The sequence below is a fragment of the Nonomuraea thailandensis genome (genome assembly GCF_024172165.1).
Lineage (GTDB): Bacteria > Actinomycetota > Actinomycetes > Streptosporangiales > Streptosporangiaceae > Nonomuraea > Nonomuraea thailandensis.
The window spans coordinates 6,391,617-6,417,349 of sequence record NZ_JAMZEB010000002.1 but is presented as its reverse complement, the minus strand read 5'-3'; the positions used below and the strand labels follow the sequence as shown (position 1 = coordinate 6,417,349).

Below are 25,733 nucleotides of genomic sequence, written 5' to 3'. Positions count from 1 at the left end.
CGCCAATGCCGGACCTCGCGGCCCTGAGACCAGGGGACCCCGCGACGGTGGGCGAGTACCGCCTGGCCGGGCGGCTCGGCGAGGGCGGGCAGGGCATCGTCTACCTCGCCACGAACCCCGCCGGCACGAAGGTGGCGCTCAAGCTCCTGCGCTCCGACCTGGCCGGCGACGCCGAGGCGTCGGAGCGGTTCGTCCGCGAGGTGGCGCTGGCCAGGCGGGTGGCGCCGTTCTGCACGGCCCAGGTCGTCGAGACCGGCCTGTTCGGCGGGCGGCCGTACATCGTCAGCGAGTACATCGACGGCCCCACCCTGACCGACGTCGTACGCGAGCAGGGCCCGCGCTCCGGCACCTCGCTGCACCGGCTGGCCATCGGCACCGTCACCGCCCTGGTCGCCATCCACCAGGCCGGCATCGTGCACCGCGACTTCAAGCCGTCGAACGTGGTGCTCGCCTCCGACGGGCCGCGAGTGATCGACTTCGGCATCGCCAAGGCGCTCGACCTGACCTCGACGCTCACCGGCGCGGTGATCGGCACGCCGTCGTACATGGCGCCCGAGCAGCTCACCGAGACCGGCCCCGGGCCGAAGTCGGACCTGTTCGCGTGGGCGTGCACGCTGCTGTTCGCCGCGTCGGGGCAGCCGCCGTTCGGGCAGGACAGCGTGCCGGCGGTGGTCAACCGGATCCTGCACAACGAGGCCGACACCGGCTCGCTGACCGATCCCGCGCTGCGCGCGCTGGTCACGGACTGCCTGGCCAAGGATCCCGCCCGGCGGCCCTCGTCGAGCGAGGCCCTCATGCGCCTCCTGGGCCACGCCCCCGGCGGTCCCTCCGGCCGTGTCCCGCCCGCCGATCCCCGCGCTCACGCGGCGCCCGCCCCGTCGCCCGGGCTGCTCCAGCAGGGCACGGCGGCGGCCGCGCCAGGGGGCGCCGGGAGTGGCGCCGCGGGTGGCCCGCCAGGCGGGGCCTCAGGCGGCGCGCCGGGCAGGCCGCCCGCGGTGCCCGGCGCGTACCAGCCGCCGGGGCCGTACCTCCAGGGGCCGGCCACCAGGCCCGCGGGGCGCCGGCGTACCGGATGGGTGGTCGCGGGCGGTGTCGCGGGCGCGCTCGTGCTCGCCGCCGCCAGCGCGTTCGTCGCCGTGCGCCTGTCGGGGATCCCGGAGCGCACCACCTCACCGACGCCGAGCACCGCGGCGATCACCACCTCGGCCCCGCCCGGCACGACGGCGCCGCCCGCCACCCGCCCGCTCAGCCTCCCCGGCACGTCGGTGAAGCTGGAGGAGCGCGACGGCGACCCCATCAGGCTCGCCTCCTACACCGTGGACGGCGGCAAGCGCCTCTACGTCAGGAAACACGCCACCGGCCGCTTCGCCTCCGACCCCCGCTACTTCGAGTACGCCCTCGACCCCGCCACGAACCGGGCCCTGGGCACCGACGTGGACTACAGCACCGACCTGTACGCCACCGTCTCCATCATCGACCACGTCAGCGACGCCAGACGCGTCGTCGAGCTCAGCCCCAAGCCGGTCTTCCCCACCACGCCCCGCTGGTCGCCCGACGGCAGGTACGGCCTGGTCACCCTCTACAAGGGCGCCGACGGCAACGCCGTCGAGCACGGCTTCGGCATCATCGACGTGGCCGCGGAGAAGGGCCGGGTGTTCGAGATCAAGGACGAGGGCGCGGGGGAGTGGCGCTTCTTCTGGGACGCGGACGGCCGCGCCGTGGGCACGTGGACCGGCGGCCGGATGAGGTTCTACGACCTGAACGGCAAGGTGGTGCGCACGCTGACCGGCGTGGGCACGCCCGTGTGGGTGGAGGGCGACGACATCTCCCCGTCGGGCACCCGGTTCCTGGCCCACTGCACCTCGGCGGGCACCTCGCTGTGCGCCCGCCCCACCTCGGGCGGCGACGCAGAACCGATCACGATCCCGTTCGCCAGCAACCGGCTCATCGGCTGGTGGGACGACGACCACCTCGCGGTGTGGCGGGCCAGGGGCGGCGGGTACGAGGCCGTGGTGATCGACCTGGCGGGGAAGGTCTCCCGGGTGCTGGCGACGGCGGGCAAGAAGGCCGAGTTCGACAAGATGGGCTTCCGCTTCAGCCGGGTCTCCCCGTAGCTCCGCCCGCCGTTCTAGGATCAAGGCTGGACCCGCCCGGAGGGAGCTGGGGCTCGTGGACATCACCGTGACCGGCGAGGGCTCCGTCATGGTCGCGCCCGACATGCTGCGGCTGCACGCGGGCGTCGAGGTCCGCAGGGCCTCGGCAGGGGAGGCGTTCGCCGCCGTGCGGGCCGCCGCGGCCCGGCTGGGGGAGGCGCTCAGGCAGGCGGGCGTCGCGCCGGAGGACCTGTCCACGGCGGAGCTGTTCCTCGGCCCCGAGTACGAGTCCTACCCGAAGGTGTCGGCGTACCGGGCGGCGCAGGGGCTCGAGGTCGTGGTGCGCGACGTGAGCAGGGGCGACCACGTCATCGACACCGTGGTGGGGGTGGGCGAGGAGGCCAGGCTGCACGGCGTGGCCTTCGAGGTGGCCGAGCCGGCCGCCGCGCTGGCGGAGGCCAGGGTCAGGGCGTTCAGGCAGGCCGCGGCCAAGGCCGCCCAGTACGCCGAGCTGGCCGGCCGCCCGCTGGGGCGGGTGGTGGAGGTCTCGGAGCTCAGGGACGCGCCGCCGATGCCGATGCGGCGGATGGGCGCGCAGACCCTGGCGGCCGAGAGCGACGCCTCCATCAGCCCCGGCCGCCAGAGCCTCACGGTGCACGTGACGCTCGGCTACGACTTCGCCTGACGCCTACGGCAGGGCGAGCATGCGGTCGAGGGCCACCTTGGCCCAGTGGGTGGTGTCCGCGTCCACCGTGATCTGGTTGACGACGTCGCCGAGCACCAGCGACTCCAGCGCCCACACCAGGTGCGGCAGGTCGATCCTGTTCATGGTCGAGCAGTAGCAGACCGTGCGGTCGAGGAACGAGATGTTCTTGTCGGGGAAGGTCTGGGCCAGCCGCTTGACCAGGTTCAGCTCCGTGCCGATGGCCCAGCTCGATCCCGCCGGCGCCGCCTCCAGCGTCTTGATGATGTGCTCGGTGGAGCCCACGTGGTCGGCCTTGAGCACGACCTCGTGGCGGCACTCGGGGTGCACGAGCACGTTCACGCCGGGGATGCGCTCGCGCACGTCGTCCACGGACTCGGCCGTGAAGCGGCCGTGCACCGAGCAGTGCCCGCGCCACAGGATCATCCTGGCGCGCTCCAGCTGCTCGCGGCTCAGCCCGCCGTCGGGGCGGTGGGGGTTCCACACCACGCAGTCGTCCAGCGACATGCCCATCTCCAGCACCGCCGTGTTGCGGCCCAGGTGCTGGTCGGGCAGGAACAGCACCTTCCGCCCCTGCTCGAAGGCCCAGTCGAGGGCGCGGCGGGCGTTGGAGGAGGTGCAGACCGCGCCGCCGTTCCTGCCGCAGAAGGCCTTGATGTCGGCGCTGGAGTTCATGTACGTGACAGGGATCACCTGATCGGCCAGCCCGGCGTCCTCCAGGGCCTCCCAGCACTCCTCCACCTGGTCGAACGTGGCCATGTCCGCCATCGAACAGCCGGCCGCCAGGTCGGGCAGGACCACCTTCTGGGCGTCGGTCGTCAGGATGTCGGCCGACTCGGCCATGAAGTGCACGCCGCAGAAGACGATGAACTCGGCCCCGGGCCGCGCGGCGGCCTGCTGGGCGAGCTTGAAGGAGTCACCCGTCACGTCGGCGAACTGGATGACCTCGTCACGCTGGTAGTGATGGCCGAGCACGAAAAGGCGGTCGCCGAGCGCCTCCTTCGCCTTGCGCGCACGCTCCACCAGCTCGGGGTCGGAGGCGGGCGGCAGCTCGCCGGGGCAGTCGACCCCCTTCTCGCTGTGCGGATCGGCGTCCCGGCCGAGGACGTAGAGCGGCAGTCCGGTCTGGGCAGCCATGGCCATACCCCCTTATCGTCGTTTTGACGATACTCATGATGACACACGGCTTCCCGTGGTTATTCCGGGGGAGCCCACCCCGGGAATGTGTGGCATCGCCCAGGTGTTGGTAGCGTCATTAGTAGGACGTCAGAAACAGACAGCCGGGTTAGGGAGTCAGCAGATGACGGTTGAGAGCAGCGAGACCACGGCACAGGGCCTGATCCTGACTGAGGCCGCCGCCGCCAAGGTCAAGAGCCTGCTCGAGCAGCAGGGCGAGGAAGGTCTGCAGCTGCGGGTCGCCGTGCAGCCGGGAGGTTGCTCCGGCCTGCGCTATCAGCTCTTCTTCGACGACCGTTCGATGGACGGTGACGTCGTGTCGGACTTCGGCGGTGTCAGCGTGGTCACCGACCGGATGAGCGCCCCCTACCTGATGGGCGCCTCCATCGACTTCGTCGACACGATCGAGAAGCAGGGCTTCACGATCGACAACCCCAACGCCACGGGCTCGTGCGCTTGTGGAGACTCGTTCAACTAGCGCTCGACCGGCGCTCGAGGGAGGTCCCGCCCGCCTTTGTGCGTGCGGGACCTTCGCGTATTCTCGTGGGGCCCATTGGCCTGCTGACAACGAGGAAGAAGAATCCCGTGCGCATTGCCGTGACCGGCTCAATCGCGACAGACCACCTGATGACGTTCCCTGGCAGCTTCGGCGACCAGCTCATCGCCGAGCAGCTCGACAGGGTGTCACTCTCCTTCCTGGTCGATGATCTCCAGATCCGGCGCGGTGGCTGCGCCGCGAACATCGCCTTCGGAATGGCCTGCCTCGGTCTCAACCCGATCCTGGTGGGCGCCGTCGGCAACGACTTCGCCGACTACCGCTCCTGGCTGGAGCGCCACGGCGTGGACTGCGGCTCCGTGCACGTCTCCGAGACGCAGCACACCGCCCGCTTCCTGTGCACCACCGACGAGAACCACAACCAGATCGCCTCGTTCTACACCGGCGCCATGGCCGAGGCGCGGCTCATCGAGCTGCAGCCCGTCGCGGACCGGGTGAAGGGGCTCGACCTGGTGCTGATCAGCCCCAACGACCCCGACGCGATGCTGCGTCACACCGACGAGTGCCGCCAGCGCGGCATCCCGTTCGCCGCCGACATCTCCCAGCAGCTCGCGCGCATGGCGGACGAGCAGATCCGCCAGCTCGTCGACGGGGCCGCCTACCTGTTCTCCAACGACTACGAGAAGGGGCTCATCGAGCAGAAGACCGGCTGGTCCGACGAGGAGATCCTCGGCCGGGTCGGCGTCCGTGTCACCACGCTCGGCCCCAAGGGCGCCGTCATCGACCGCGAGGGCGAGCCGTCCATCCAGGTCGCCCCCGCCCCCGAGCGCGGCAAGGCCGACCCCACGGGTGTCGGCGACGCCTTCCGCGCCGGCTTCATGTCCGGGCTGGCCTGGGGCCTGTCGCTGGAGCGGTGCGGCCAGATCGGCAACCTCACCGCCACGCACGTGCTGGAGCGCGTGGGCGGGCAGGAGTACGAGCTGGGCCAGGAGGTCTTCCTGGAGCGGTTCGGCGCCGCGTACGGGGCCGAGGCCGCCGCCGAGATCGCCGAGCACGTCCGCTGCTACCACCCCTGAGCCCCGGGAAACGGTGAAGGCCGCCCCGGCTCGCGGGACGGCCTTCACGTGTGCGGCCAGCGCAGCGCGTATGCGGTCAGCGCAGCGCGTAGACCCGGTGCACGAACTCGGCGAGCTGGTCGTCGGGCAGGTGCCTGGCCAGGTCGGCCTCGCTGATCATGCCGACGATGCGGCCTCCGTCCATCACCGGCAGCCGCTTGATCTGGTGCTCCTCCATGCGTGCCAGCGCTTCCTCCACGGTCGCCTCCGGCGGCACCCAGACCAGGCCGGTGGCCAGCTCTCCCGCCGTCACCTGCGCCGGATCGTGACCCGCCGCGACACATTTGACGACGATGTCGCGGTCGGTGATGATGCCCGTCACGCGGTCGTCGGGACCGCACACGGGCAGGGCCCCCACGTCGTTGTTGCGCATCATCTGCGACGCCCGGTCGAGGGTCTCGTGCGCGCCGATGCACTCCGCCCCCGCGCTCATGACGTCGCGGGCGGTCTCGTTCGGTTGTCCGCTGATCATGGCTTCCCCTGCATGTCGATGGACTCGTACGGGAGGCCCCTACCCACCGTGCGGAGCTGAATCAGGCATTTGGGGACGGCCGGAAATCAGTAGTTGCGCATGACGTGGATCGCCCAGCCGCCCTCGGGCAGCTCGTACGACCCGACGTGGCGGTGCGACTTCAGCCTGCACCACGCCGGCACGTCCGTGTACGCGGCCGGATCGTCGGCCAGCACGGCCACCACGGCGTTCAGCGGGACGTAGTTGATCTGTTCGGCCAGCATGATGATCGGGATCGGGCACTTCTTGCCCAGCGCGTCGATCGTCAAAGCCGGCTGTGTCACCTCGGTCATGCGACTCCCGCGTCCTGGCGGATGCGGCGCACCAGCTCTGGCAGCGCGGCGAGGAACCTGTCGACCTCGTCCGCGGCAGCGCCCCTGGGCAGCGACACCCGGACATTCCCATGCGTCAGCACGCCCATCGCTTCGAGGACGTGCGATGGACGAAGCGTACTAGCGGTGCACGAACTTCCGGACGATACGGCGAATCCGGCCTTGTCCAGCTCCGTCAGCAGCGCCTCCCCGTCAACGTACAGGCACGAAAAGGTCACGATGTGCGGCGCCCGGTCAACGGGGTCGCCGATGACCTCCACGTCCGGCACGATCTCCGGGACGGTCTGCCTGATCCTGTCGACGAGCGCGGAAAGTCTCGCCTGCTCGTGCCCGGCCTCGGCGGCCGTCGCGCGCAGGGCCGCCGCCGCGGCGACGACGGCCGGCACGTTCTCGAAGCCCGGCACCCGCCGCCGCTCCCGCTCGTCCTCCGGCAGGTAGGAGCGGAACCGCGTGCCCTTGCGCACCACCAGCACGCCCACCCCCGCGGGGCCGCCCCACTTGTGCGCGCTGGCCGCCAGCACCGACCAGCCCCGCGGCAGCGGCATCCGGCCGGCCGTCTGCGCCGCGTCCACCAGCAGCGGCACCCCGTGCTCGCGGCACGCATCCGCCGCCTCCGCCACCGGCTGCAGCGTGCCCACCTCGTGGTTGGCCGTCTGCAGGCAGGCCAGCGCCGTGCCCGGCCGCGCGACCGCCTCGGCGAACCGGCCGGGATCCACCCGCCCGCTCAGCGCCACCCCCACCGTCTCGACCGTGCCGCCCTCGCGCTCGTGCACCTGACCGGCGTGCAGCACGCTGGAATGCTCGACCGCGCTCGTCACCAGATGGCGCCCGGCCCTGCGCCTTCCGTGTAGGGTGCCGAGGACGCCGAGATGCACGGCCTGCGTGCCGGACGTGGTGAACGAAACCTCGTCGGGGCGCGCGCCGAACACCTCGGCCACCTCCGTGCGGGCCTGCTCCAGCAGCAGGTGCGCGCGGCGGGCCTGGCCATAGAGTCTCGCGGGGTCGGCCCAGCCGGCGTCGATCGCCGTCAGCAGCGCCTCGCGCGCCTGAGGGTGGAGCGGTTCGCTCGAAGCCGCGTCGAAGTAAGCCACGAGACTCATCGTCCCACTTGCGGCACCACCGAGGGGTCGCGCGGTAGGGCGAGGCCCCTGCACGCTAATGTGTCTGCTTGTCAGTCTGTGCTTGATGCAGAAAGAGCAATACGAGCGCCCAAGGGAAAGACTCTTGGGCTTCATCTGTGGGGTAGGCGATCCGTGAGTCCGACTCGCCGTACGACGCGGCGTTCGTTGGCCCGGCGCAGGGTGCCGCGCGCCGCCGCTTTGGCGTTGCTGCTGGCCACTGCTACGGCGTGTGCTAATGACGTCCCCGAGGCCGACTGGTCTCGCGGCCTTCTTCCCGACCACGTCACCCAGCAGGGCGAGATCGTCCAGACGCTGTGGAACGGGGCCTGGATCGCCGCACTCGCCACGGGTGCCGTCGTCATCGGTCTGATCATCTGGGCGTGCATCTTCCACCGCAAGCGCCGGGCCAAGGCCGAGCTTCCGCCGCAGGTGCGTTACAACCTGCCGATCGAGATGCTCTACACCTTGATCCCGCTGGTGATGGTGTCGGTGTTCTTCTTCTTCACCGCCCGCGACAGCGAGGCGCTCGCCAAGGTCGACGGCGACGCGCCGGTCAAGGTCAAGGTCGAGGCCTTCCAGTGGAGCTGGCGCTTCACCACCACCGTGAGCGGCAAGGGCACCAAGCCCGTCGCCGGTGTGCCGGTGAGCGATTACAAGCAGGGCCCGCAGCTCGTTCTGCCGGTGAACACGAAGATCGAGTTCGATCTTCAGACGGACGACGTCATCCACTCCTTCTGGGTGCCGGAGTTCCTGTTCAAGCGGGACGTCATCCCCGGCATCCCCGAGGGCGACCCGGGCCGGAAGTTCCAGATCACGACGCTGAACAAGCCTGGTGTCTACGCCGGCCGCTGTGCCGAGCTGTGCGGTGTCGACCACAGCCGGATGTTGTTCTCCGTGAAGCTCGTTCCGCAGGCTGAGTTCGACCAGTACGTCGCGACCAACCAGGCTGGGAGTGCCCAGTGACCGCCATTCACGAACCCCTGACGACCGCGCCGGTCCGGCCTACGGGAAGCCCCAAGGGTCAGATCATCGCCAAGTGGCTGTCCTCGACTGATCACAAGATCATCGGGCACATGTACTTGATCACGTCGTTCGCCTTCTTCCTCATCGGCGGCGTGATGGCCCTCGTCATGCGGGCCGAGCTGGCGCAGCCGGGGCTGCAGTTCACCAGCAACGAGCAGTTCAACCAGCTGTTCACCATGCACGGCACGATCATGCTGCTGATGTTCGCGACGCCGCTGTTCGCCGGCTTCGCCAACGAGCTGATGCCGCTGCAGATCGGCGCCCCCGACGTGGCTTTCCCGCGTCTGAACATGGTCAGCTACTGGCTCTACCTGTTCGGCAGCATCATCGCCGTCTCCGGCTTCTTCACGCCGGGCGGCGCCGCCTCGTTCGGCTGGTTCGCGTACACGCCGCTGTCCAACGCGATCAACTCGCCCGGCATCGGCGGCGACCTGTGGATCATGGGTCTGGCCCTGTCCGGTCTGGGCACGATTCTCGGCGCGGTCAACTTCATCACCACGATCATCTGCATGCGCGCGCCCGGCATGACCATGTTCCGCATGCCGATGTTCGTCTGGAACGTGCTGCTGACCAGCATGCTCGTGCTGATGGCCTTCCCCGTGCTGGCCGCCGCGCTGCTGGCGCTGGAGTCCGACCGCAAGCTCGGCACCCACATCTTCGACTCCGAGAACGGCGGCGCGCTGCTCTGGCAGCACCTGTTCTGGTTCTTCGGACACCCCGAGGTGTACATCATCGCGCTGCCGTTCTTCGGCATCGTGACCGAGATCATCCCGGTCTTCAGCCGCAAGCCCATCTTCGGCTACATCAGCCTCGTGGGCGCGACGATCTCGATCGCCGGTCTGTCCATCACGGTCTGGGCGCACCACATGTTCCCGACCGGGCAGGTGCTGCTGCCGTTCTTCTCGTTCATGACGTTCCTCATCGCCGTACCGACCGGTGTGAAGTTCTTCAACTGGATCGGCACGATGTGGCGCGGCCACCTGAGCTTCGAGTCGCCGATGCTGTTCTCGGTCGGCTTCCTCATCACCTTCCTCCTGGGCGGCCTGACGGGCGTCATCCTGGCCTCGCCGCCGCTCGACTTCCACATCAGCGACACCTACTTCGTCGTCGCCCACTTCCACTACGTGGTCTTCGGCACCGTGGTGTTCGCGATGTTCGCCGGGTTCTACTTCTGGTGGCCCAAGTTCACCGGCAAGATGCTCGACGACAAGCTGGGCAAGCTGCACTTCTGGCTGCTGTTCGTCGGCTTCCACACGACGTTCCTCGTCCAGCACTGGCTGGGCATGGCCGGCTTCCCGCGCCGTTACGCCGACTACAGCGCGGCCGACGGCTTCACCGACCTCAACATGCTCTCGTCGGTGGGCGCGTTCGTGCTCGGCGCCTCGACGCTGCCGTTCTTCTACAACGTCTGGAAGACCTGGCGCAGCGCGCCCAAGGTCACCGTGGACGACCCGTGGGGCTACGGCAACTCGCTGGAGTGGGCCACGAGCTGCCCGCCGCCGCGGCACAACTTCACCTCGCTGCCGCGCATCCGGTCGGAGCGTCCCGCCTTCGACAAGCGGTTCCCGCACGCTTCCGCCAAGTCCGACCACCCGGAGGTTGAGTCCTGATGAAGGTGCAGGGATGGTTGTTCCTGCTGTGCGGCGTGTTCTTCGCCGGCGTGGACATCGCCTACTGGTTCTGGACCAAGGCCGCGACGGGCAAGGGTGAGCCGGTCGGCACCACCGCCATGGCCATCTCGGTCGGCTTCGCGTTCATGGTCGGCTACTACCTGATGTTCACCGCGCGCCGCATCGGCGCGCAGCCGGAGGACAACAAGCAGGCCGAGATCAGCGACGGCGCGGGCGAGCTGGGCTTCTTCAGCCCGAGCAGCTGGTGGCCGCTGTTCCTGTGCCTGGCGGCGGCCTTCGCCTTCGCCGGGTTCGTGATCGGCTTCTGGATGTTCCTGATCGGGGTCTTCCTGGTGATCATGGCCATGATCGGGTTCGTGTTCCAGTACTACCGGGGTCACTTCTCGCACTGAGCGGATTTACCTGGAGCGGGCGTTCTCCCTTGCGGGAGGACGCCCGCTTTTTGGTGTTCTTTACCAGTGCACGGATGTGGTGATTCGATCACTCAGGGTAATAAAGGAGGCAGAAGTGGGTTGATGGTGGACGAGGGAGTACTCGTGGGGCGCGGAGCGTATGGAACGGCCGGCCTGCTGGCCCTGGCCCTGCTGACGGCGTGCTCGGCGAGCCCCGCCGCCAAGCCACAAGGGGTCGCCATGGCGGGAGGGGCGCGTGGCGCCCCTGTAGGGGTCTCTCCGGCGGACAAGAGCGCCAACGTGCCCACTGACCAGCCCGTGGTGGTGTCGGTCCATGGAGGCAGGCTGAAGAGCGTACGGGTGGAAGGCGGCAAGGCCGGGTCGCTGAAGGGCGTCCTGAGCTCCGACGGCACCCGCTGGCGCAGCGTCGGCAACGCCAGGCCCGGAACCTCCTACACGGTCACGGCGGTCTCCGTGGACGCCTCGGGGCGGGCGAGCGAGACCCGGAGCGCGTTCACCACGGTCAAGGGGAACAAGGTCTTCGACATCGAGAACATCACCCCGAACAAGGACGACACCGGTCTGACCGTGGGCGTCGGCATGCCCGTCATGATCGCCTTCGACCAGCCCATCACCGACCGGGTGGCCATCGAGCGCAACCTGACCGTGCACAGCTCCAAGCCGGTCGAGGGGGCCTGGCACTGGTTCGACAGCCAGCACGTGGACTTCCGGCCGGAGAAGTACTGGCCCGCGCACACCAGGGTGCGGGTGGAGGCCAAGCTGGCGGGGGTGCGCGGCGGGCCCGGCATGTACGGCAAGCGGGACGTACGGCTCGACTTCAAGATCGGCCGGTCGCAGATCACCAAGGGCAGCACCGACGAGCACGTGCTCATCGTCCGGCGGAACGGCAAGAAGATCCGCGCCATGCCGATGAGCGCCGGGCAGGGCGGGCAGTGGAAGTACTACACGACCTCCGGCATCCACCTGGCGATGTCGCGCGAGCCCGTCACCGTGATGACCTCGCCGGGGATCGGGCCCGGGTCGCCGGGCTACTACCGGCTCACCGTCTACAACACCGTGCGGATCTCCAACAGCGGTGAGTACGTGCACAGCGCGCCGTGGTCGGTGGGGTCGCAGGGGAACTCGAACGTCAGCCACGGGTGCGTGAACATCAGCCCGGCCAATGCCGTGTGGTTCCTCAAGAACACGCTGATCGGGGATCCGATCATCATCACCGGCTCGCCTCGGAAGCTGGAACCGACCAACGGGTGGGGGCACTGGCAGGAGAACTGGAAGCAGTGGCTCAAGTGGAGCTCGCTCAAGGCGGGGCCCACCCTGGCGCTGCGCTGAGTCGCTCCCGGCGGCCCGCCACGTGACGGCCTCGGCGCCCGGCCCGCTCGCTCCTGTCGCCACCTGAGCGGGCTGGCCGCCTCGCGCCCGCCGAACGCTCCCGCAGGCCGCCTGCCGCGGCGCCGCTTTCGGCGCTCGCCGTCTGACGTGCTCGCGCGTGCGCGGTGCTTGCGCGCGGTGCGGTGGCTGCGTGCAACGCGGCGCCTACGTGCGCCACGGTGGCTGCATGCGGCGTGGTGCCTGCGCGCGGTGCCTGCGTGCAGCGATGCCTACGGGTCTCGTGGCGCGGTGCCGCGCGGCGTGGCGTCTGCACGGTGCGATCGCACACGCAGCGGGGCTCAGGGGCGCATGCGCGGCGCGCTCTGCGCGCCTACGCGGCCCGGAGACGGCGACGGCGTCAGGTGCCGGTCCTGGGGCGCCTGCGAGATCGTCGTGCCGCCGAGCGCCGAGCGCCGAGCGCCGAGCGCCGAGCGCCGAGCGCCGGGCGCCGAGCGCCGGGCGCCGGGCGACGGGCGACGGGCGCCCGGACCGCCGGGCTCCGCAGGGAGCGGTGGGGAGCCCGGGGAGGGGGTGTCAGGAGGCGGGGCGGAAGGAGCCGCTGGCCTCGATCCAGCGGTCGAGGGTGGCCGCCGCGGCCCCGGAGTCCACCGCCTGGACCGCGCGGGCGTACCCGTCGATCATGGCCGAGTCGAGGTCGTCGCCCGGCCCGTCGAGCGCCACCAGGGCGGCCGCCGTGTTCAGCAGGACGGCGTCGCGCACCGGGCCCGTCTTGCCGCGGACGAGGTCGTGCACGGCCTGGGCGTTGAACGCCACGTCGCCGCCGCGCAGCGCGCCGACGTCGGCGCGCGGGATGCCGAGCACCGCCGGGTCGAACGTGGTCTGCGTCGCGGTGCCGTCCTTGACCACCCAGACCGTCGAGGTGGCGGCGATGGTGAGCTCGTCGAGGCCGTCGTCGCCGCGGAACACCAGGGCGGAGACCCCGCGTTCGGCGAAGACGCCCGCGAGCACCGGCAGCATGCCGGGGTCGTAGACGCCGATGGCCTGGGCCGACGGGCGGGCGGGGTTGGTGAGCGGCCCCAGGAAGTTGAAGATCGTGGGCACGCCGATCTCCTTGCGCGTCGGGCCGGCGAAGCGCAGCGCGGGGTGGTAGACGGGGGCGAAGCAGAACGCGATGCCCGCGTCGCGCGCCACCTGCGCCGTCTGCTCGGGCGTGAGGTCGAGCCTGATGCCCAGGTGCTCCAGCACGTCGGCGGCGCCGCAGGAGGACGAGGCGGCGCGGTTGCCGTGCTTGACGACCCTGGCCCCCGCCGCGGCGGCCACGATGGCGGCCATGGTGGAGACGTTGACGGTGTGCGCCCGGTCGCCGCCGGTGCCGACGATGTCGACGACCGGCCCCTCGACGCTCAGCGGCGTGGCCAGATCGAGCATGGTGCGGGCGAGCCCGACCACCTCGGCCACGGTCTCGCCCTTGGCGCGCAGCGCGATCACGAAGCCGGCGATCTGGGACGGCGTCGCGGCGCCGGACATGATCTCCCGCATCGCCCAGGCCGACTCGTCAGAGGTGAGGTGCTCTCCCGACAGGAGAGCGGAAAGCAGGGTGGGCCAGGTCGTCCGGGAGTCCATGGGCACCTACTTAGCGTTGAGACGGGTGGAGTTACGGCGGCGCATCAGATCGGCCACGGTTTCGGCCAGGACCATGGGCTCCAGGGGCTGCGACACCACCGCGTCGGCCTTGGACCAGTCGGCCAGCCAGCGGTCGTCGCGCCTGGCGATGATCAGGCAGATGGGCGGGCAGTCGTAGACCTCGTCCTTGGCCTGGCGGGCGACCCCCATGCCGCCCGCGGGCTGCGTCTCGCCGTCGAGGATCGCCACGTCGATCTCACCCGAGCCCAGCCACTGGTGGACCTTGGGCTCGGTGGCGCACTCCACGATCTCCACGAAGGGTACGTCGGCCGCGGGGCGCCTGCCGATGGCCTGGCTCACCTCGGCCCTGGTGGCGGCGTCGTCGCTGTAGACGAGGACTTTCATCTTCTCGTCGGTGCTCCCAGTGGACATCGGTCGCGCTCACTATCAGTCGAAGAGGTATGGTCACCTGGGATCGTACCGGTGTGCCGGGATGCAAACCCAGGGCACCATGCCTGGTGGGTGTTATGTGGCAATTATCCCAGGTTGGCTCCCGGTTTGTACCTGCTAACGGGGGGTCGTGCGCCGGACCGACCACCGGAGCCGCAATAATGCTGCCCGTGGCGACAGCATCCGCAATAACTTCGACGACGACAGCACAGTCGTACCGCAGACCGAATCTGGTCAGTGTGGGTACGATCGTCTGGCTGTCCTCTGAGCTCATGTTCTTCGCGGCGCTGTTCGCGATGTACTTCACCATCCGGTCGGTGAGCGAGGGCAAGGGCCTCGAGTGGGGCCCGGCACTCCTTCCTGCAGGCGCAGAGGCCGCAGAGGGAGTCGCTCACCTGAACATCCCGTTCGCGACGGCCAACACGATCATCCTGGTTCTGTCGAGTGTGACGTGCCAGCTGGGCGTGTGGGCCGCAGAGAAGGGGCAGGTCGGAAAGCTCCGCTTCTGGTACATCGTCAGCTTCCTCATGGGCGCCGTCTTCGTCGCCGGGCAGCTGTACGAGTACATGGAGCTGGCGTCAGAGGGCGCGACCTTGTCCGCTAACGCCTACACCTCGGTGTTCTACCTGACGACGGGCTTCCACGGCCTGCACGTGACCGGTGGCCTGATCGCGTTCCTGTTCATGCTGGGACGCACGTACGCCGCGAAGCGCTTCACGCATGAGCAGGCCACCAGCGCGATCGTCGTGTCCTACTACTGGCACTTCGTAGACGTCGTCTGGATCGGTCTTTTCGCGACCATCTACATCATTCGTTAAGGAACGGGATCTCTGTGACTAGGATCACCGCTTGGCGGCGGCATCCCCTCGCGAGATACGCCGTCCTGATTTTGGCCTTGGCGCTGGTCGGGATGGTATACGCCGCCTTTGTCCAGGCGGGTAAGCCTGCCGACGCGGCACTGGCGACAGGCAAGGTCGATGACGTGGCCGAGGGCAGGAGCCTGTTCGAAGCGCACTGCATGAGCTGCCACGGCACCAACGCGCAGGGCACCACGACGGCGCCCACGCTCATCGGCGTCGGCGCCGCGGCCGTCGACTTCCAGATGAGCACCGGCCGCATGCCGGCCGGCGCGCCCGGCCCCCAGGCGCCGCGCAAGCCGCTGGCCGAGTGGGTCGACGAGACGAAGATCCGCCAGATCTCGGCCTACGTGCAGTCGCTCGGCGGCGGCCCGCAGGTGCCCGGCGCCGAGCAGGTCGACCCGAAGCTCGGTGACGCCGGCAAGGGCGGCGAGCTCTTCCGCGCCAACTGCATCCAGTGCCACAACTGGGTCGGCGCCGGTGGTGCGCTGACGCAGGGCAAGTACGCGCCCAACCTCAATGAGTCGACGCCGACGCAGATCTACGAGGCGATGATCACTGGCCCGCAGGCCATGCCGGTCTTCAACGACACGACGATCACGCCCGAAGAGAAGCGCAGCATGATCGCCTACATCACCCAGGTTCGTGAGCAGAGAGACCCGGGCGGTTTCGCCCTCGGACGTATTGGCCCGGTCACCGAAGGTCTCGTAGCGTTTGTGGTGGGCATCGCCGCCCTCGCACTCGCCGCCATCTGGATCACCGCGAAGAAGCGACAGAAGTCATGACAGACAACGAGCACGAGATCGAGCAGCCGGATGAGCGCGTGCCCAAGCGCGTCATCGGCACCCCCGCGCCGGGCACCTCGATGCTCGGCACGGCGGAAACGGCAGAGGCCGACCAGGACGTCCCCGGCGTGACGCTGCAGGACCCGGTCAAGGCCCGCAAGGCCGAGAAGATCGTGGCGCTGTGCTTCACGATCACGTTCCTCGCGGCCATCGCGTTCATCATCTCCTACGTGTACTTCCAGGTCGGCAGCCCTGAGGCGACGGGCAACTCCAACCTGGCGCTGGGCAGCACGCTCACGATCGCGATCCTGGGTCTGGCGGTCGGCATCGTGATCTGGGTCCGCCAGATCATGCCGAAGTACGCGCTGATCCAGGAGCGCCACACGATGGCCTCCGAGGAGGAGGACCGCGACGTCGTCGCGGACACCTTCCTGCGGGGCGCCAACGAGAGCGGCTTCGTCAAGCACAAGCTGCTGCGCCGCACCCTGCTGCTGGCGGCCGCGCCGCTCGGCCTGGTGCCGCTGGTGCTGCTGCGCGACCTCGACAACAACCGGATGCCGGGCTCGAAGTTCAACGAGCAGCTGCGGCACACGGTGTGGGGCGAGAAGAACAAGGAGGGCAAGCCGCTCAGGCTCGTCGTCGAGGGCACCGGCCAGCCCATCAGGGCGGCCGACTTCAACTCGCCCGGCGGCATCCTGTCGGTCGTCCCCGAGGGGTACGAGCACGACCTGACCGCTCTGGCCAAGGCCACGCTGATCCTGATCAAGTTCCGTCCGGAGGAGATCAAGGGCGGCACCAGGCTCAACTGGACGCACGACGGCATCGTCGCCTACTCCAAGATCTGCACCCACGTGGGCTGCCCCGCCGCCCTCTACGAGCAGAACACCCATCACATCCTCTGCCCGTGCCACCAGTCGACGTTCGACGCCGCCGACGGCGCCAAGGTCATCTTCGGTCCGGCCGCGCGGCCGCTGCCGCAGCTGCCGATCGCCGTGGACGCCGAGGGCTACCTCGTCGCGCAGGGCGACTTCGACGTGCCCGTCGGTCCCAGCTACTGGGAGCGCGGTGACGCGGAGGCCGCGGTCAGGGAGAAGGGAGGCCAGGCATGAGTGATCTGAAGGCCGTGCCCAAGGCCATCGCCGGCCCGTCGAACTTCCTCGACGAGCGGCTCGGCGGTGCCAACGCCCTCAAGCGCAACCTGCGCAAGGTCTTTCCCGACCACTGGTCGTTCCTGCTGGGTGAGATCGCGCTCTACTCCTTCATCATCCTGCTGCTGACCGGTACGTTCCTGACGTTCTGGTTCAAGCCCAGCATGATGGAGGTCGCCTACGACGGCTCGTACGCGCCGCTCAAGGGCGTCATGATGTCGGAGGCCTACGCGTCGGCGCTGGACATCAGCTTCGACGTCCGGGGTGGTCTGCTCATGCGGCAGATGCACCACTGGGCGGCCCTGCTCTTCGTGGCCGGCATGATGGTGCACGCGCTGCGCGTGTTCTTCACCGGCGCCTACCGCAAGCCGCGCGAGATCAACTGGATCATCGGCGTGCTGCTGCTGACGCTGGCGCTGGCCGAGGGCCTGACCGGTTACTCCCTCCCCGACGACCTGCTCTCCGGCGCCGGTCTGCGGATCACCGAGGGTGTGGCGATCTCGCTGCCGCTGGTGGGCACGTACATCACGTTCTTCCTGTTCGGTGGTGAGTATCCCGGCGAGGCGGTCATCTCCCGGTTCTACTCGCTGCACATCCTGCTCATCCCGGGCATCATCCTGGCGCTGGTCACGGCGCACATGGTGCTCATGTGGGTGCAGAAGCACACGCAGATGCCGGGCAAGGGCCGCGGCAACCAGAACGTGGTCGGCGCGCCGTTCTACCCGGCCTTCATGGCCAAGGCGGGCGCGTACTTCCTGTTCACGCTGGGCGTGATCAGCGGTCTGGCGACGTTCACCCAGATCAACCCGATCTGGCTGTTCGGGCCGTACACACCGGCGGACGTGTCGGCGGGCTCGCAGCCCGACTTCTACATGGGCTTCCTCGAAGGCGCGCTGCGCATCATGCCGGCATGGGAGATCAACCTCTTCGGCACGTCCCACGCGGGCACGCTGCCACTGAGCGTGATCATCCCGGCGCTGGTGCCGATGGGCATCATCATGACGGGCCTGGCGCTGTATCCGTTCCTGGAACGGTGGGTCACGGGCGACAACCGCGAGCACCACGTGGCCGACCGCCCGCGCAACAACCCGCACCGCACCTCGATCGGCATGGCCGCCATCACGTTCTACGGCGTGCTGTGGCTGCTCGGCGCGAACGACGAGATCGCGGCGAACTTCCACGTGAGCCTCAACCACACGACCTACGCGGGCCGTGTGCTGATCTTCGTCGGGCCGGCCCTGGCCTACCTGATCACCTACCGCATCTGCCTCGGCCTGCAGCGCTCCGACCAGGCGATCATCTCGCACGGTGTGGAGTCCGGCGTGATCAAGCGGCTGCCGCACGGTGAGTTCATCGAGGTCCACACGCCTCCGTCGGAGGACATCGAGGCTCACATGCGCGGCAAGGAGCCGGTGCCGATGCTGCCGGTCGACGAGGACAGCTCGGGCATCCCGCCGAAGGGCATGCGCGGGCCCGTCGGCAAGCTGCGCGGGCGCATGTCCAAGGCGTACGGCGGGGAGAAGATCCCGATCGACGACGGGCATGGGCACGAGCACGAGGACGAGCACGCCGCCATCGGCAGCGGTGGTGACGAGCGCAGCATCACCCACTGAGTCCTGACGCCACAACCGCACGGGCCCGGAACGAGAGCAGTTTCTCGTTCCGGGCCCGTCGGCGTTCGGCGGGGGTTCCGGCGCGCGCGCACGTGCGCCTGGGATGCGGCTGACGGGGCGCGCACGCGCACGCGCACCCGGGCACAGGCGCGCTGGACTCGCGTGGCGTACGGGCGGACGCGCTGGACTCGCGTGGCATTCGGGCGGACGCGCTGGACTCGCGTGGCATTCGGGCGGACGCGCTGGGATCGGCGCGGCGGGCCGGACACGGCCCGCTCCCCAAGGAGGCTCGGGCAGGCGCGGGTGGACGTGGTGCGCAGGTGTGATGCGGGGCGGTGGGGGCGCGGCGTCGCTCGGCGCGAGCGATGCCCGGACGTGCGGGCACGCAGGCGTGGGGCGTGGGGAGGACCGGGCGAACTCCTGGTCCGCCCGTGACGGGCGGGCACGCGGGCTTCGGGGACGTGGCGTCGCGCGGGCGGCAGTCGCGTCGTCCGTTCAGCCCGGGGCGGGGGCGCGCGTCAAGGCGGGGCCGGACGGCCCCGTGGGTGGGTCAGTCGGCCTCGGGGAAGCCGATCGAGAAGGCGGCGTCCAGGTCGTGCTTGGAGTAGGCGCGGAAGGCGATGTGCGTCTCCGTGTGCAGCACCCCGGCGACCTTGTTGATCCGCCCCGGCACGACCTCGGCGATCTCCTCGTACGCCGCCACCCTGACCATGGCCAGCAGGTCGTACTCGCCGGTGATGGAGTAGACCTCGCTGACCCCCTCGATCTCGGCGATCGTCTGGGCGACCTCCGGGATCCGGTCTACCTCTGCGTTGATGTGGACGATAGCCGTGACCATGTATCAACTCTATCGTTTCACCTCAAAGGTCGCCCCTCCCGAGGGCGACGTTGGTCGAGATGCCGGTAAGCGAGGTCAATGCGGGCCTTGTGCCGCCCCGCGCCGAAGGCGGGCAGGCTCCACTCGCCCTCCACCTCCACCAGCCGCACCCCTGGCGACTCCAGCCAGCGCAGGATGCACTCCGTCTCCTCCGCGCTGGCCGCGTGCACGGGCCCCGGACCCGGGATCACGACCTCGGCGGTGGCCTTCAGCGAGGCGACGAAAGGGGTCGGATGGGCGCCCTTCGGCATGACCCCGGCGGCGGCGAGCCGGCCGTAGCGGACCACGTGGATGTCCCACCCGCCGCCGAAGGCCGGGCTGGCGGCCACGAGCTGCGGGATGCGGGTGATGGCGCTGAGCCGCTGCATGCGGGCCGCCGTGCGGACGAACGCGGCCAGCCGGTCGCGATCGACCGACGCCTCCTCGTAACGCTGCTCGACCGACAGCCGCTCCATGCGGGCCGAAACCGCGCTGAAGACGGGCGAGGCGTCGAGGGTCATGGCGCGGCGGGCGCTCTCGACGTGCAGGGCGTACTCCTCGGGGCTCTGCCTGCCCTCGCAGGGCGCGCCGCAGCGGCCCATCTCGTGCAGCACGCACGCCGCCCGCCGGGTGCGCAAGGTGACCGGCTGGGTGCACTGGCGCAGCGGGATGGCCTCGTGCAGGGCGATGCGGGCGTCGTCGGCCAGGCGGGTGCTGGTGAACGGCCCCAGGTAGGTGGCGCCGTCGTCCTTGAGATCGCGGACGATCGACAGCCGCGGGAAGACGTCGGCGGTGAGCTTGAGCCACACCACCTTCTCCGGGAAGCGGGAGCGGCGGTTGTAGCGGGGCTTGGCGCCGCCGATCAGCCGCAGCTCGCGCACCTCCGCCTCCAGCCCGGTCGAGCAGACGATGTGCCGCACCCGCTCGGCGATGCCGATCATCTCGCGGATGCGGGGACGGGTCTCGCCGGCGGTGAAGTAGGAGCGCACGCGGTTGCGCAGGTTGGTGCTCTTGCCGATGTAGAGGACCTCGCCGCGCTCGTCCTCGAACAGGTAGACGCCGGGCGCGTGCGGCACCGACTCGGCCAGATGGCGCTTGCGCTGCTGCTCGGGCGTGGGGGCGCGGACGAACGACTTGAGCTCCTCCAGCGTGTGCACCTGGAAGGAGCCGGCCCGCTCGATCAGCCCGTGCAGCACGTCCACGGTCGCCCTGGCGTCCTGAAGGGCGCGGTGGCACGGCTCGACGGGGCTGCGGAAGAACCGCGCGAGCGTCGCCAGCTTGGCGTTGGGCGTCTCGTCGCGGGTCAGCACCCGCCTGGCCAGGTCGACGGTGTCGACGACCGGATTGGCCGGCGGGGGATAGCCGAGCGCGGCGCAGGCGGCCTTGACGAAGCGGGTGTCGAACCCCGCGTTGTGCGCCACCAGCGTGGACCCGCGGATGAACTCCAGGAAGCTCGGCAGCACCGACTCGATCTTCGGCGCGGCCATCACCATGGCGTCGGTGATGCCGGTCAGCACGGAGATGAACGGCGGTATCGGCCCTCCAGGATCGACCAGCGTCGAGAACTCGCCGAGCACCTCGCCCGCCCGCACCTTGACCGCCCCGATCTCGGTGATGGAGTCCTCGGCGGGCGAGCCGCCGGTCGTCTCGAGGTCGAACACGACGAACGTGACTTCGCTCAGCGGCGTGCCGAGCTCGTCGAGAGTGACTTGAACCGGATCCACGAACCAAGACCATAGAGAGCGGGACCGACAGGAACGAGTAAGCACCCCTCTTGATCCTTAGTTACCCTTCCCTTTATGTCCGCGGGAAGACTTGCCGGCCGTTACTCCCTGGTGCGCCCGCTGGGCGCGGGCGGCATGGGGAAAGTGTGGCTGGCCAGGGACGAGATGCTTGATCGCGAGGTGGCGGTCAAGGAGCTCACGCTGCCCGAGGGCATGTCCGACAAGGAGCGCCACGACCTCGTGACCAGGGCGGTGCGCGAGGCGCAGGCCATGGCGCGGCTGCGCCACCCCGGCATCGTGGCGCTGCACGACGTCGTCGTCGAGCAGGAGCGGCCGTGGCTGGTCATGGAGCTGCTGCGGGGCCGCACGCTGGCCGAGACGGTGCGCGAGTTCGGGCCCATGCCGCCCGCGCACGCCGCCAGGGTGGGCGCCGACGTGCTCGAGGCGCTGATGGCCGCGCACGCGCAGGGCATGCAGCACCGTGACGTCAAGCCGGGCAACGTGTTCCTGACCGAGAGCGGCCGGGTGGTGCTCACCGACTTCGGCATCGCCAGGCAGGAGGGGCAGGCCACGCTCACCGAGCAGGGGCTGATGATCGGCTCGCCCGGGTTCATCGCGCCGGAGCGGCTGGAGGGGCAGCCCGGCGGGCCGGCCGCCGACCTGTGGTCGCTCGGGGCGACGCTGCACGTCGCGCTGACGGGCGCGCCCGCCTACGAGGGCTCGGCCGCCCAGCGCATCCGGGCGACGCTGACGCAGCCGGTGCCGGCCATGCGGGGCCCGCTGGGCCCGCTGGTGGCCGCCGTGATGGCCTACCAGCCGGCCGCCCGGCCCGATCCGCGCTGGGTCGTGCACGCGCTGCGGCAGGTGGCGGCGGGCGGCGCGCTGCCGCAGATCCCCGCCGGCGCCGAGGTGACGGCGCCGCGCGCGGCGGGGCGGCGCGGCCGGGCGCGGCTGTGGATCGCCGCGGCGGCGGCGGTGGTGGTGCTCGCGGCGGCGGGGGCCACCGGGTTCGTGCTGATGAACCGCGACGGGGGCGCAGCCGGCGCGTTCACCGTCCCGATGGACGTCTGCACGCTCATGGGCGGGCAGGAGGTGGGCAGGCTGCTGCTCACGCAGAGCCCGCCCAAGGGCGTGCCCGACTCCGACGAGATCGGCCCCAAGTGCGGCTGGCCGCTGGCCGGCACCGGGGTGGGCCTGCAGGTGCAGAAGGACTCCGACACCGTCGACCCCTGGTCCATGACGGAGGACTCGGCGCGCAGGCTCTTCCAGAACCAGCACCGCTACTGGACCAAGTACGACTCCGTCGACTGGAGCTGGCCGGAGATCGGCGTGAAGCAGCCCATGCGGGCGGTCCGCACGCCGGTGCGCCAGGTGACCGGCATCGGCGAGGAGGCGTTCGGCTTCGAGCTGAAGGGACCCACGGGCCGCATGATCTCGGCCCTCGTCTACTACCGGCTGGCCAACCTGGTGGTGAGCGTCGAGTACACCACTCTCAGCGACAAGCCGACCGACGAGAACATCAAGCAGGCGGCCCTGAAAGCCGCGCAGGCGAGCGAGCGGGCGTTGCGCGATGCCGGGTGACCTCTACTTGCTCGCGGGCCGTTACCGGCTGATCGAGCGGCTCGGGCAGGGCGGCGCCGGCACGGTGTGGCGGGCGATCGACGAGATGCTCGACCGGCAGGTCGCGGTCAAGCAGGTGCGCGTTCCCGAGGGGCTGGGGCCGCGGGAGCGGGCGGAGTTCGCCGACCGGGCCATGCACGAGGCCAGGTCGGCGGGGCGGCTGCGCGACCCGGCCATCGTGCTGGTGCACGACGTGGTCCTCGAGGGCGACCAGCCCTGGATCATCATGGACCTGACCACCGGCCGCTCGCTCGACAAGGTGATCAAGGAGCGGGGGCCGCTGCCGCCGGACTTCGTGGCCGCGGTCGGGCTGCGCGTGCTGTCGGCGCTGGAGGTGGCGCACCGGCACGGCCTGCTGCACCAGGACGTCAAGCCCGCCAACATCCTGCTCGACGCCGACGGCACGGCGATGCTCACCGACTTCGGCATCGCCGCGCCGATGGGCGGCAGGGGCGACATGTTCGGCAGCGCCGGCTCGCCCGGCTACATGGCTCCCGAGCGGCTGAACGAGCAGCCGTCCGGCCCGTCCGCCGACCTGTGGTCGCTGGGCGCGAGCCTCTACACGGCGGTGGAGGGCCGGGCGCCGTTCGAGCGGGCGCTGCCCGCGGCCGTCGCGGCGGCGGTGCTGCTGCACGAGCCGCCGTTCCCGGCCAGGGCCGGGCACGAGCTGGGCGGCCTGCTCATGTCCATGCTGGCCAAGGACCCCGCGGTCCGTCCCACGGCGGCCCAGATCCGCCAGGCGCTGAGCCGGCTGACGGGCCCCGCCACGGCCCCGCGCCACCGGCGGGAGCGTTCCCGCAGGTGGTGGCCGGTGCCGGCCGCGCTCGCCGCCGTCGTGGCGCTGGGCGCGGGCGGCTGGTACGCCGCCGCCGCGCTCACCGGGCAGGAGACCGGCAGGTACGCCACGGCGCCCGACCCGTGCACCCTGCTCACCGACGCCGAGGTCGCCCGGCTGGTGAAGGGCGCCCCGAAACGCAGCCTCACCAGGCCGGGCGAGTGCCAGTGGCTCATCCGCGAGGGCACGGTCCCCGCGCGCAGCCTCATCGTGCGCGTCTGGGCCGAGCAGCCCACCGGCGGCCTCGGCGGCCCCGAGGTGGCGCAGCGCCGCTTCGCCAGCGAGAAGAGCACCCGCGCCGCCGCCGAGGGCATGGGCCAGCGGCAGGCGTACGGCGGGGTCACCGACGTCACCGGCGTGGGTGAGGCGGCGATCGCCCAGAACGGCTTCAGGTTCTACATCACCTCCAACGAGAGCGGCACCGCCGGCAGCACCCTGCTCTTCCGCACGAGCAACCTGCTGGGCGAGGTGGTCTGGCGGCGCGAGGACGTGCCGGCCGACGTCTCGCCGGGCAAGGAGGCGGCCGACAAGATGGCGGACCCGGAGACGGCCATCGCCGCCGCCCGGCTCATCACGGCGGCGCTCGCCAAATGAGACATAGCAAGCACACATGGTGCAAGCGCCTTGCAAGGTGCGTGACTACTATGTCTCCCCGCAAGTCAGGGCAACCCCAGGAGTCCCCGTGAATCCCGGCAGCGAGTTCCAGCCGCCCGGCACCCCTCATCAGGGGCCGGGCGGGCAGTTCCAGCCACCGGGCCCGCCGCCCCCGCCGCCGGGCTGGCCGCCCATGCAGCCACCCATGCAGCCACCTTCGCAGCAGGGCATGCCGCCCATGCCCCAGCCGCCCCAGCCGCCCCAGCCGCCGCGGCGCCCGGCCTGGCTCCTGCCCACCCTCGCCGCCGCGCTCGTCGTGCTGGTCGCGGCGGGCGGTGTGGGGGCCTACTTCCTGTACGGCAAGGTCTCCGGCGGCACGCCCTCCGGCACCGGCTCCTCATCGCCCGCCAAGCGGCCCGCGGCCGCCGCGACGGCTCCCGACGTGTGCGCCATGCTGCCCGAGGAGGAGGCCGAGCGGCTGGTGCCCGGCGCGACCGTGGGCAAGTCGTCCCGCGACAGCGACTACACGGTGAACTTCAGCTGCAACTGGACCAACCAGCGCATCTCGTTCGGCGAGTTCTGGCGCAACCGGGAGATCGACGTCAAGATCGCGCAGCACAAGGGCGAGGGCGCCAAGACGGGCCGGGCGATGGCACAGAACTCGTACGAGGTGGAGTACCGCGGCGGCAAGTACGGCGAGACCGCCAAGCCGTCGCTCGAGCCCGACGAGAAGCAGTACGTCTCCCCGGTCAAGGACATCGCGGGCGTCGGCGACGCCGCGTTCGCCCAGTACATCTGGCGCCGCGACGGCAAGCTGCACTGGTACGCCTACGGCACCGCGCACGCCCGCGTCGGCGACATGACGATCCAGGTCAGGTTCCAGGCGGGCCAGCAGCGCAAGGACGCGCAGATCCTGAGCAACGACAGCACGCAGGCGATCACGGAGGAGAACGCCGTCCGCGAGGTGAGCGGGCTGGTCGGGCACTTCGCCAAGGGCGTGGCGGCCTGGCAGGCGCAGCACCCCGGGATGCTGGCCAAGGCCGAGCCGTCGGCGGCGGCCACCGTCACGCCGACCGTGGCCCCGACGCCCTCGCCCACCGTGCTGGCCTCCTTCCCCGCCGACTGCGAGGCCGTGACGGAGACGGCCACCCGGCTCGTGCCCGAGCCGACGACCCGCGCGCGCGGCACCGTGGTCGGCGACGACAACCAGACCGAGTGCCGGTGGCTCAACCGGGAGCTGTCCGGAGGGCCTGGCATCGCGAAGATCCGTAGCGCGCTGATCACCGTGCACCGGTTCACGAACCGGGCGGGGGCGGCCGACGAGCCCGCGGCCAAGGCGTTCTACGCCGGCCAGTACGGCCGGGCCAAGACCACCGGCGAGTCCTCGATGGGGGCCATCACCTGGGGCGAGCTGAGCGAGGTCAAGGGGCTGGGCGACCAGGCGTGGAAGCAGTTCGTGCAGAGCAGGAGCGGGGAGGTCTCCGCCTCCAGCGGCTCGGTGATGATCCGCCAGGGCCCGGTGGTGGTCACCGTCGACTACTCGGGCCACCAGCGGCCCGAGGGCGAGGCGACCAACTCGCCCGAGGTGACGTTCATGCCCGAGAAGGAGGCGATGGCCGGCGCGCTCACCCTGGCCAGGGCCTACCTGAAGAGCGGCTGAACGGGGCGCGCCCCCGGCTTTCGTG

Annotated in this window: 23 protein-coding genes; 15 read left to right on the top strand and 8 right to left on the bottom strand. The window is 70.4% G+C overall.

From position 1 onward, the window contains the following. Positions 1–5: 5 nt before the first annotated feature. Positions 6–2,114 carry a protein kinase domain-containing protein gene (locus HD597_RS64895; protein ID WP_276083087.1) on the top strand — a complete coding sequence of 703 codons (2,109 nt, stop codon included), beginning with the start codon at positions 6–8 and terminating at the stop codon, positions 2,112–2,114. Between the two features lie 55 nt (positions 2,115–2,169). Then, entirely contained in the window at positions 2,170–2,778 is a 609-nt protein-coding gene (locus HD597_RS32980) for an SIMPL domain-containing protein (RefSeq protein WP_253747052.1), read from the top strand. Between the two features lie 3 nt (positions 2,779–2,781). On the opposite strand, the gene nadA is transcribed toward HD597_RS32980, so the two are convergent. Further along, positions 2,782–3,939 (bottom strand): quinolinate synthase NadA, encoded by a 1,158-nt coding sequence (nadA, locus tag HD597_RS32975; protein WP_253747051.1) that lies wholly within the window; start codon positions 3,937–3,939, stop codon positions 2,782–2,784. A 157-nt stretch (positions 3,940–4,096) separates the two neighbouring features. Between nadA and erpA the strand changes: the two genes are divergently transcribed. Both erpA and HD597_RS32965 read left to right on the top strand, forming a co-directional pair. Next, positions 4,097–4,450 carry an iron-sulfur cluster insertion protein ErpA gene (gene erpA / locus HD597_RS32970; protein WP_185106933.1) on the top strand — a complete coding sequence of 118 codons (354 nt, stop codon included), beginning with the start codon at positions 4,097–4,099 and terminating at the stop codon, positions 4,448–4,450. Between the two features lie 107 nt (positions 4,451–4,557). Further along, a complete protein-coding gene (locus HD597_RS32965) occupies positions 4,558–5,544 on the top strand; it encodes a carbohydrate kinase family protein (protein ID WP_253747050.1) in 987 nt (328 codons plus the stop codon). Between the two features lie 76 nt (positions 5,545–5,620). Here HD597_RS32965 and HD597_RS32960 read toward each other — a convergent pair whose 3' ends face one another. From HD597_RS32960 to HD597_RS32950, 3 genes are all read right to left on the bottom strand, one after another. Then, positions 5,621–6,055, bottom strand: coding sequence for a CBS domain-containing protein (locus HD597_RS32960; RefSeq protein WP_253747049.1), 435 nt, complete (start codon positions 6,053–6,055; stop codon positions 5,621–5,623). A gap of 86 nt (positions 6,056–6,141) precedes the next feature. Then, positions 6,142–6,387 carry a sulfurtransferase TusA family protein gene (locus HD597_RS32955; RefSeq protein ID WP_225273752.1) on the bottom strand — a complete coding sequence of 82 codons (246 nt, stop codon included), beginning with the start codon at positions 6,385–6,387 and terminating at the stop codon, positions 6,142–6,144. Beyond that, a complete protein-coding gene (locus HD597_RS32950) occupies positions 6,384–7,526 on the bottom strand; it encodes a cysteine desulfurase family protein (RefSeq protein WP_253747048.1) in 1,143 nt (380 codons plus the stop codon). Before HD597_RS32950 ends, HD597_RS32955 begins: the two co-directional genes overlap by 4 nt. Positions 7,527–7,727: 201 nt before the next feature. Between HD597_RS32950 and ctaC the strand changes: the two genes are divergently transcribed. From ctaC to HD597_RS32930, 4 genes are all read left to right on the top strand, one after another. Then, the gene (gene ctaC, locus HD597_RS32945; RefSeq protein ID WP_253747047.1) at positions 7,728–8,510 is read left to right on the top strand and encodes an aa3-type cytochrome oxidase subunit II; all 783 of its coding nucleotides are present in this window, start codon (positions 7,728–7,730) and stop codon (positions 8,508–8,510) included. Next, positions 8,507–10,180: an aa3-type cytochrome oxidase subunit I gene (gene ctaD, locus HD597_RS32940; protein ID WP_253747046.1), complete on the top strand. Its 1,674-nt coding sequence runs from the start codon at positions 8,507–8,509 to the stop codon at positions 10,178–10,180. Before ctaC ends, ctaD begins: the two co-directional genes overlap by 4 nt. Then, positions 10,180–10,593, top strand: coding sequence for a cytochrome c oxidase subunit 4 (locus HD597_RS32935; RefSeq protein ID WP_148438045.1), 414 nt, complete (start codon positions 10,180–10,182; stop codon positions 10,591–10,593). Before ctaD ends, HD597_RS32935 begins: the two co-directional genes overlap by 1 nt. A 144-nt stretch (positions 10,594–10,737) precedes the next feature. After that, complete coding sequence (locus HD597_RS32930) at positions 10,738–11,943, top strand: L,D-transpeptidase (RefSeq protein WP_253747045.1); 1,206 nt, start codon at positions 10,738–10,740, stop codon at positions 11,941–11,943. 573 nt (positions 11,944–12,516) lie between these two features. Here the strand turns inward: HD597_RS32930 and trpD are convergent. Both trpD and HD597_RS32920 read right to left on the bottom strand, forming a co-directional pair. After that, positions 12,517–13,566 carry an anthranilate phosphoribosyltransferase gene (gene trpD / locus HD597_RS32925; RefSeq protein ID WP_253747044.1) on the bottom strand — a complete coding sequence of 350 codons (1,050 nt, stop codon included), beginning with the start codon at positions 13,564–13,566 and terminating at the stop codon, positions 12,517–12,519. A gap of 6 nt (positions 13,567–13,572) precedes the next feature. Further along, positions 13,573–13,998: a response regulator gene (locus tag HD597_RS32920; protein ID WP_253747043.1), complete on the bottom strand. Its 426-nt coding sequence runs from the start codon at positions 13,996–13,998 to the stop codon at positions 13,573–13,575. A gap of 179 nt (positions 13,999–14,177) precedes the next feature. Between HD597_RS32920 and ctaE the strand changes: the two genes are divergently transcribed. From ctaE to qcrB, 4 genes are read left to right on the top strand one after another with little or no spacing between them, the layout of a single operon-like run. Then, on the top strand, positions 14,178–14,834 hold the full coding sequence (gene ctaE / locus HD597_RS32915; RefSeq protein WP_276083084.1) for an aa3-type cytochrome oxidase subunit III: 657 nt from the start codon (positions 14,178–14,180) through the stop codon (positions 14,832–14,834). Between the two features lie 14 nt (positions 14,835–14,848). Beyond that, on the top strand, positions 14,849–15,658 hold the full coding sequence (qcrC, locus tag HD597_RS32910; protein WP_253747041.1) for a cytochrome bc1 complex diheme cytochrome c subunit: 810 nt from the start codon (positions 14,849–14,851) through the stop codon (positions 15,656–15,658). Then, complete coding sequence (gene qcrA, locus HD597_RS32905; RefSeq protein WP_253747040.1) at positions 15,655–16,767, top strand: cytochrome bc1 complex Rieske iron-sulfur subunit; 1,113 nt, start codon at positions 15,655–15,657, stop codon at positions 16,765–16,767. The genes qcrC and qcrA overlap by 4 nt, the downstream gene beginning before the upstream one ends. After that, positions 16,764–18,419 (top strand): cytochrome bc1 complex cytochrome b subunit, encoded by a 1,656-nt coding sequence (gene qcrB / locus HD597_RS32900; protein ID WP_253747039.1) that lies wholly within the window; start codon positions 16,764–16,766, stop codon positions 18,417–18,419. The genes qcrA and qcrB overlap by 4 nt, the downstream gene beginning before the upstream one ends. Before the next feature lie 550 nt (positions 18,420–18,969). On the opposite strand, the gene HD597_RS32895 is transcribed toward qcrB, so the two are convergent. Continuing rightward, entirely contained in the window at positions 18,970–19,257 is a 288-nt protein-coding gene (locus HD597_RS32895) for an Lrp/AsnC family transcriptional regulator (protein ID WP_043638385.1), read from the bottom strand. Between the two features lie 17 nt (positions 19,258–19,274). Next, entirely contained in the window at positions 19,275–20,999 is a 1,725-nt protein-coding gene (locus tag HD597_RS32890) for a DEDD exonuclease domain-containing protein (protein ID WP_253747038.1), read from the bottom strand. A gap of 75 nt (positions 21,000–21,074) precedes the next feature. Between HD597_RS32890 and HD597_RS32885 the strand changes: the two genes are divergently transcribed. The 3 genes from HD597_RS32885 to HD597_RS32875 all read left to right on the top strand — a co-directional run bounded on the left by HD597_RS32885 (position 21,075) and on the right by HD597_RS32875 (position 25,708). Further along, complete coding sequence (locus HD597_RS32885) at positions 21,075–22,580, top strand: serine/threonine-protein kinase (RefSeq protein WP_253747037.1); 1,506 nt, start codon at positions 21,075–21,077, stop codon at positions 22,578–22,580. After that, positions 22,570–24,048 carry a serine/threonine-protein kinase gene (locus HD597_RS32880; RefSeq protein ID WP_253747036.1) on the top strand — a complete coding sequence of 493 codons (1,479 nt, stop codon included), beginning with the start codon at positions 22,570–22,572 and terminating at the stop codon, positions 24,046–24,048. The genes HD597_RS32885 and HD597_RS32880 overlap by 11 nt, the downstream gene beginning before the upstream one ends. Before the next feature lie 88 nt (positions 24,049–24,136). Then, positions 24,137–25,708 carry a hypothetical protein gene (locus tag HD597_RS32875; RefSeq protein ID WP_253747035.1) on the top strand — a complete coding sequence of 524 codons (1,572 nt, stop codon included), beginning with the start codon at positions 24,137–24,139 and terminating at the stop codon, positions 25,706–25,708. The last annotated feature ends 25 nt before the right edge of the window (positions 25,709–25,733 follow it).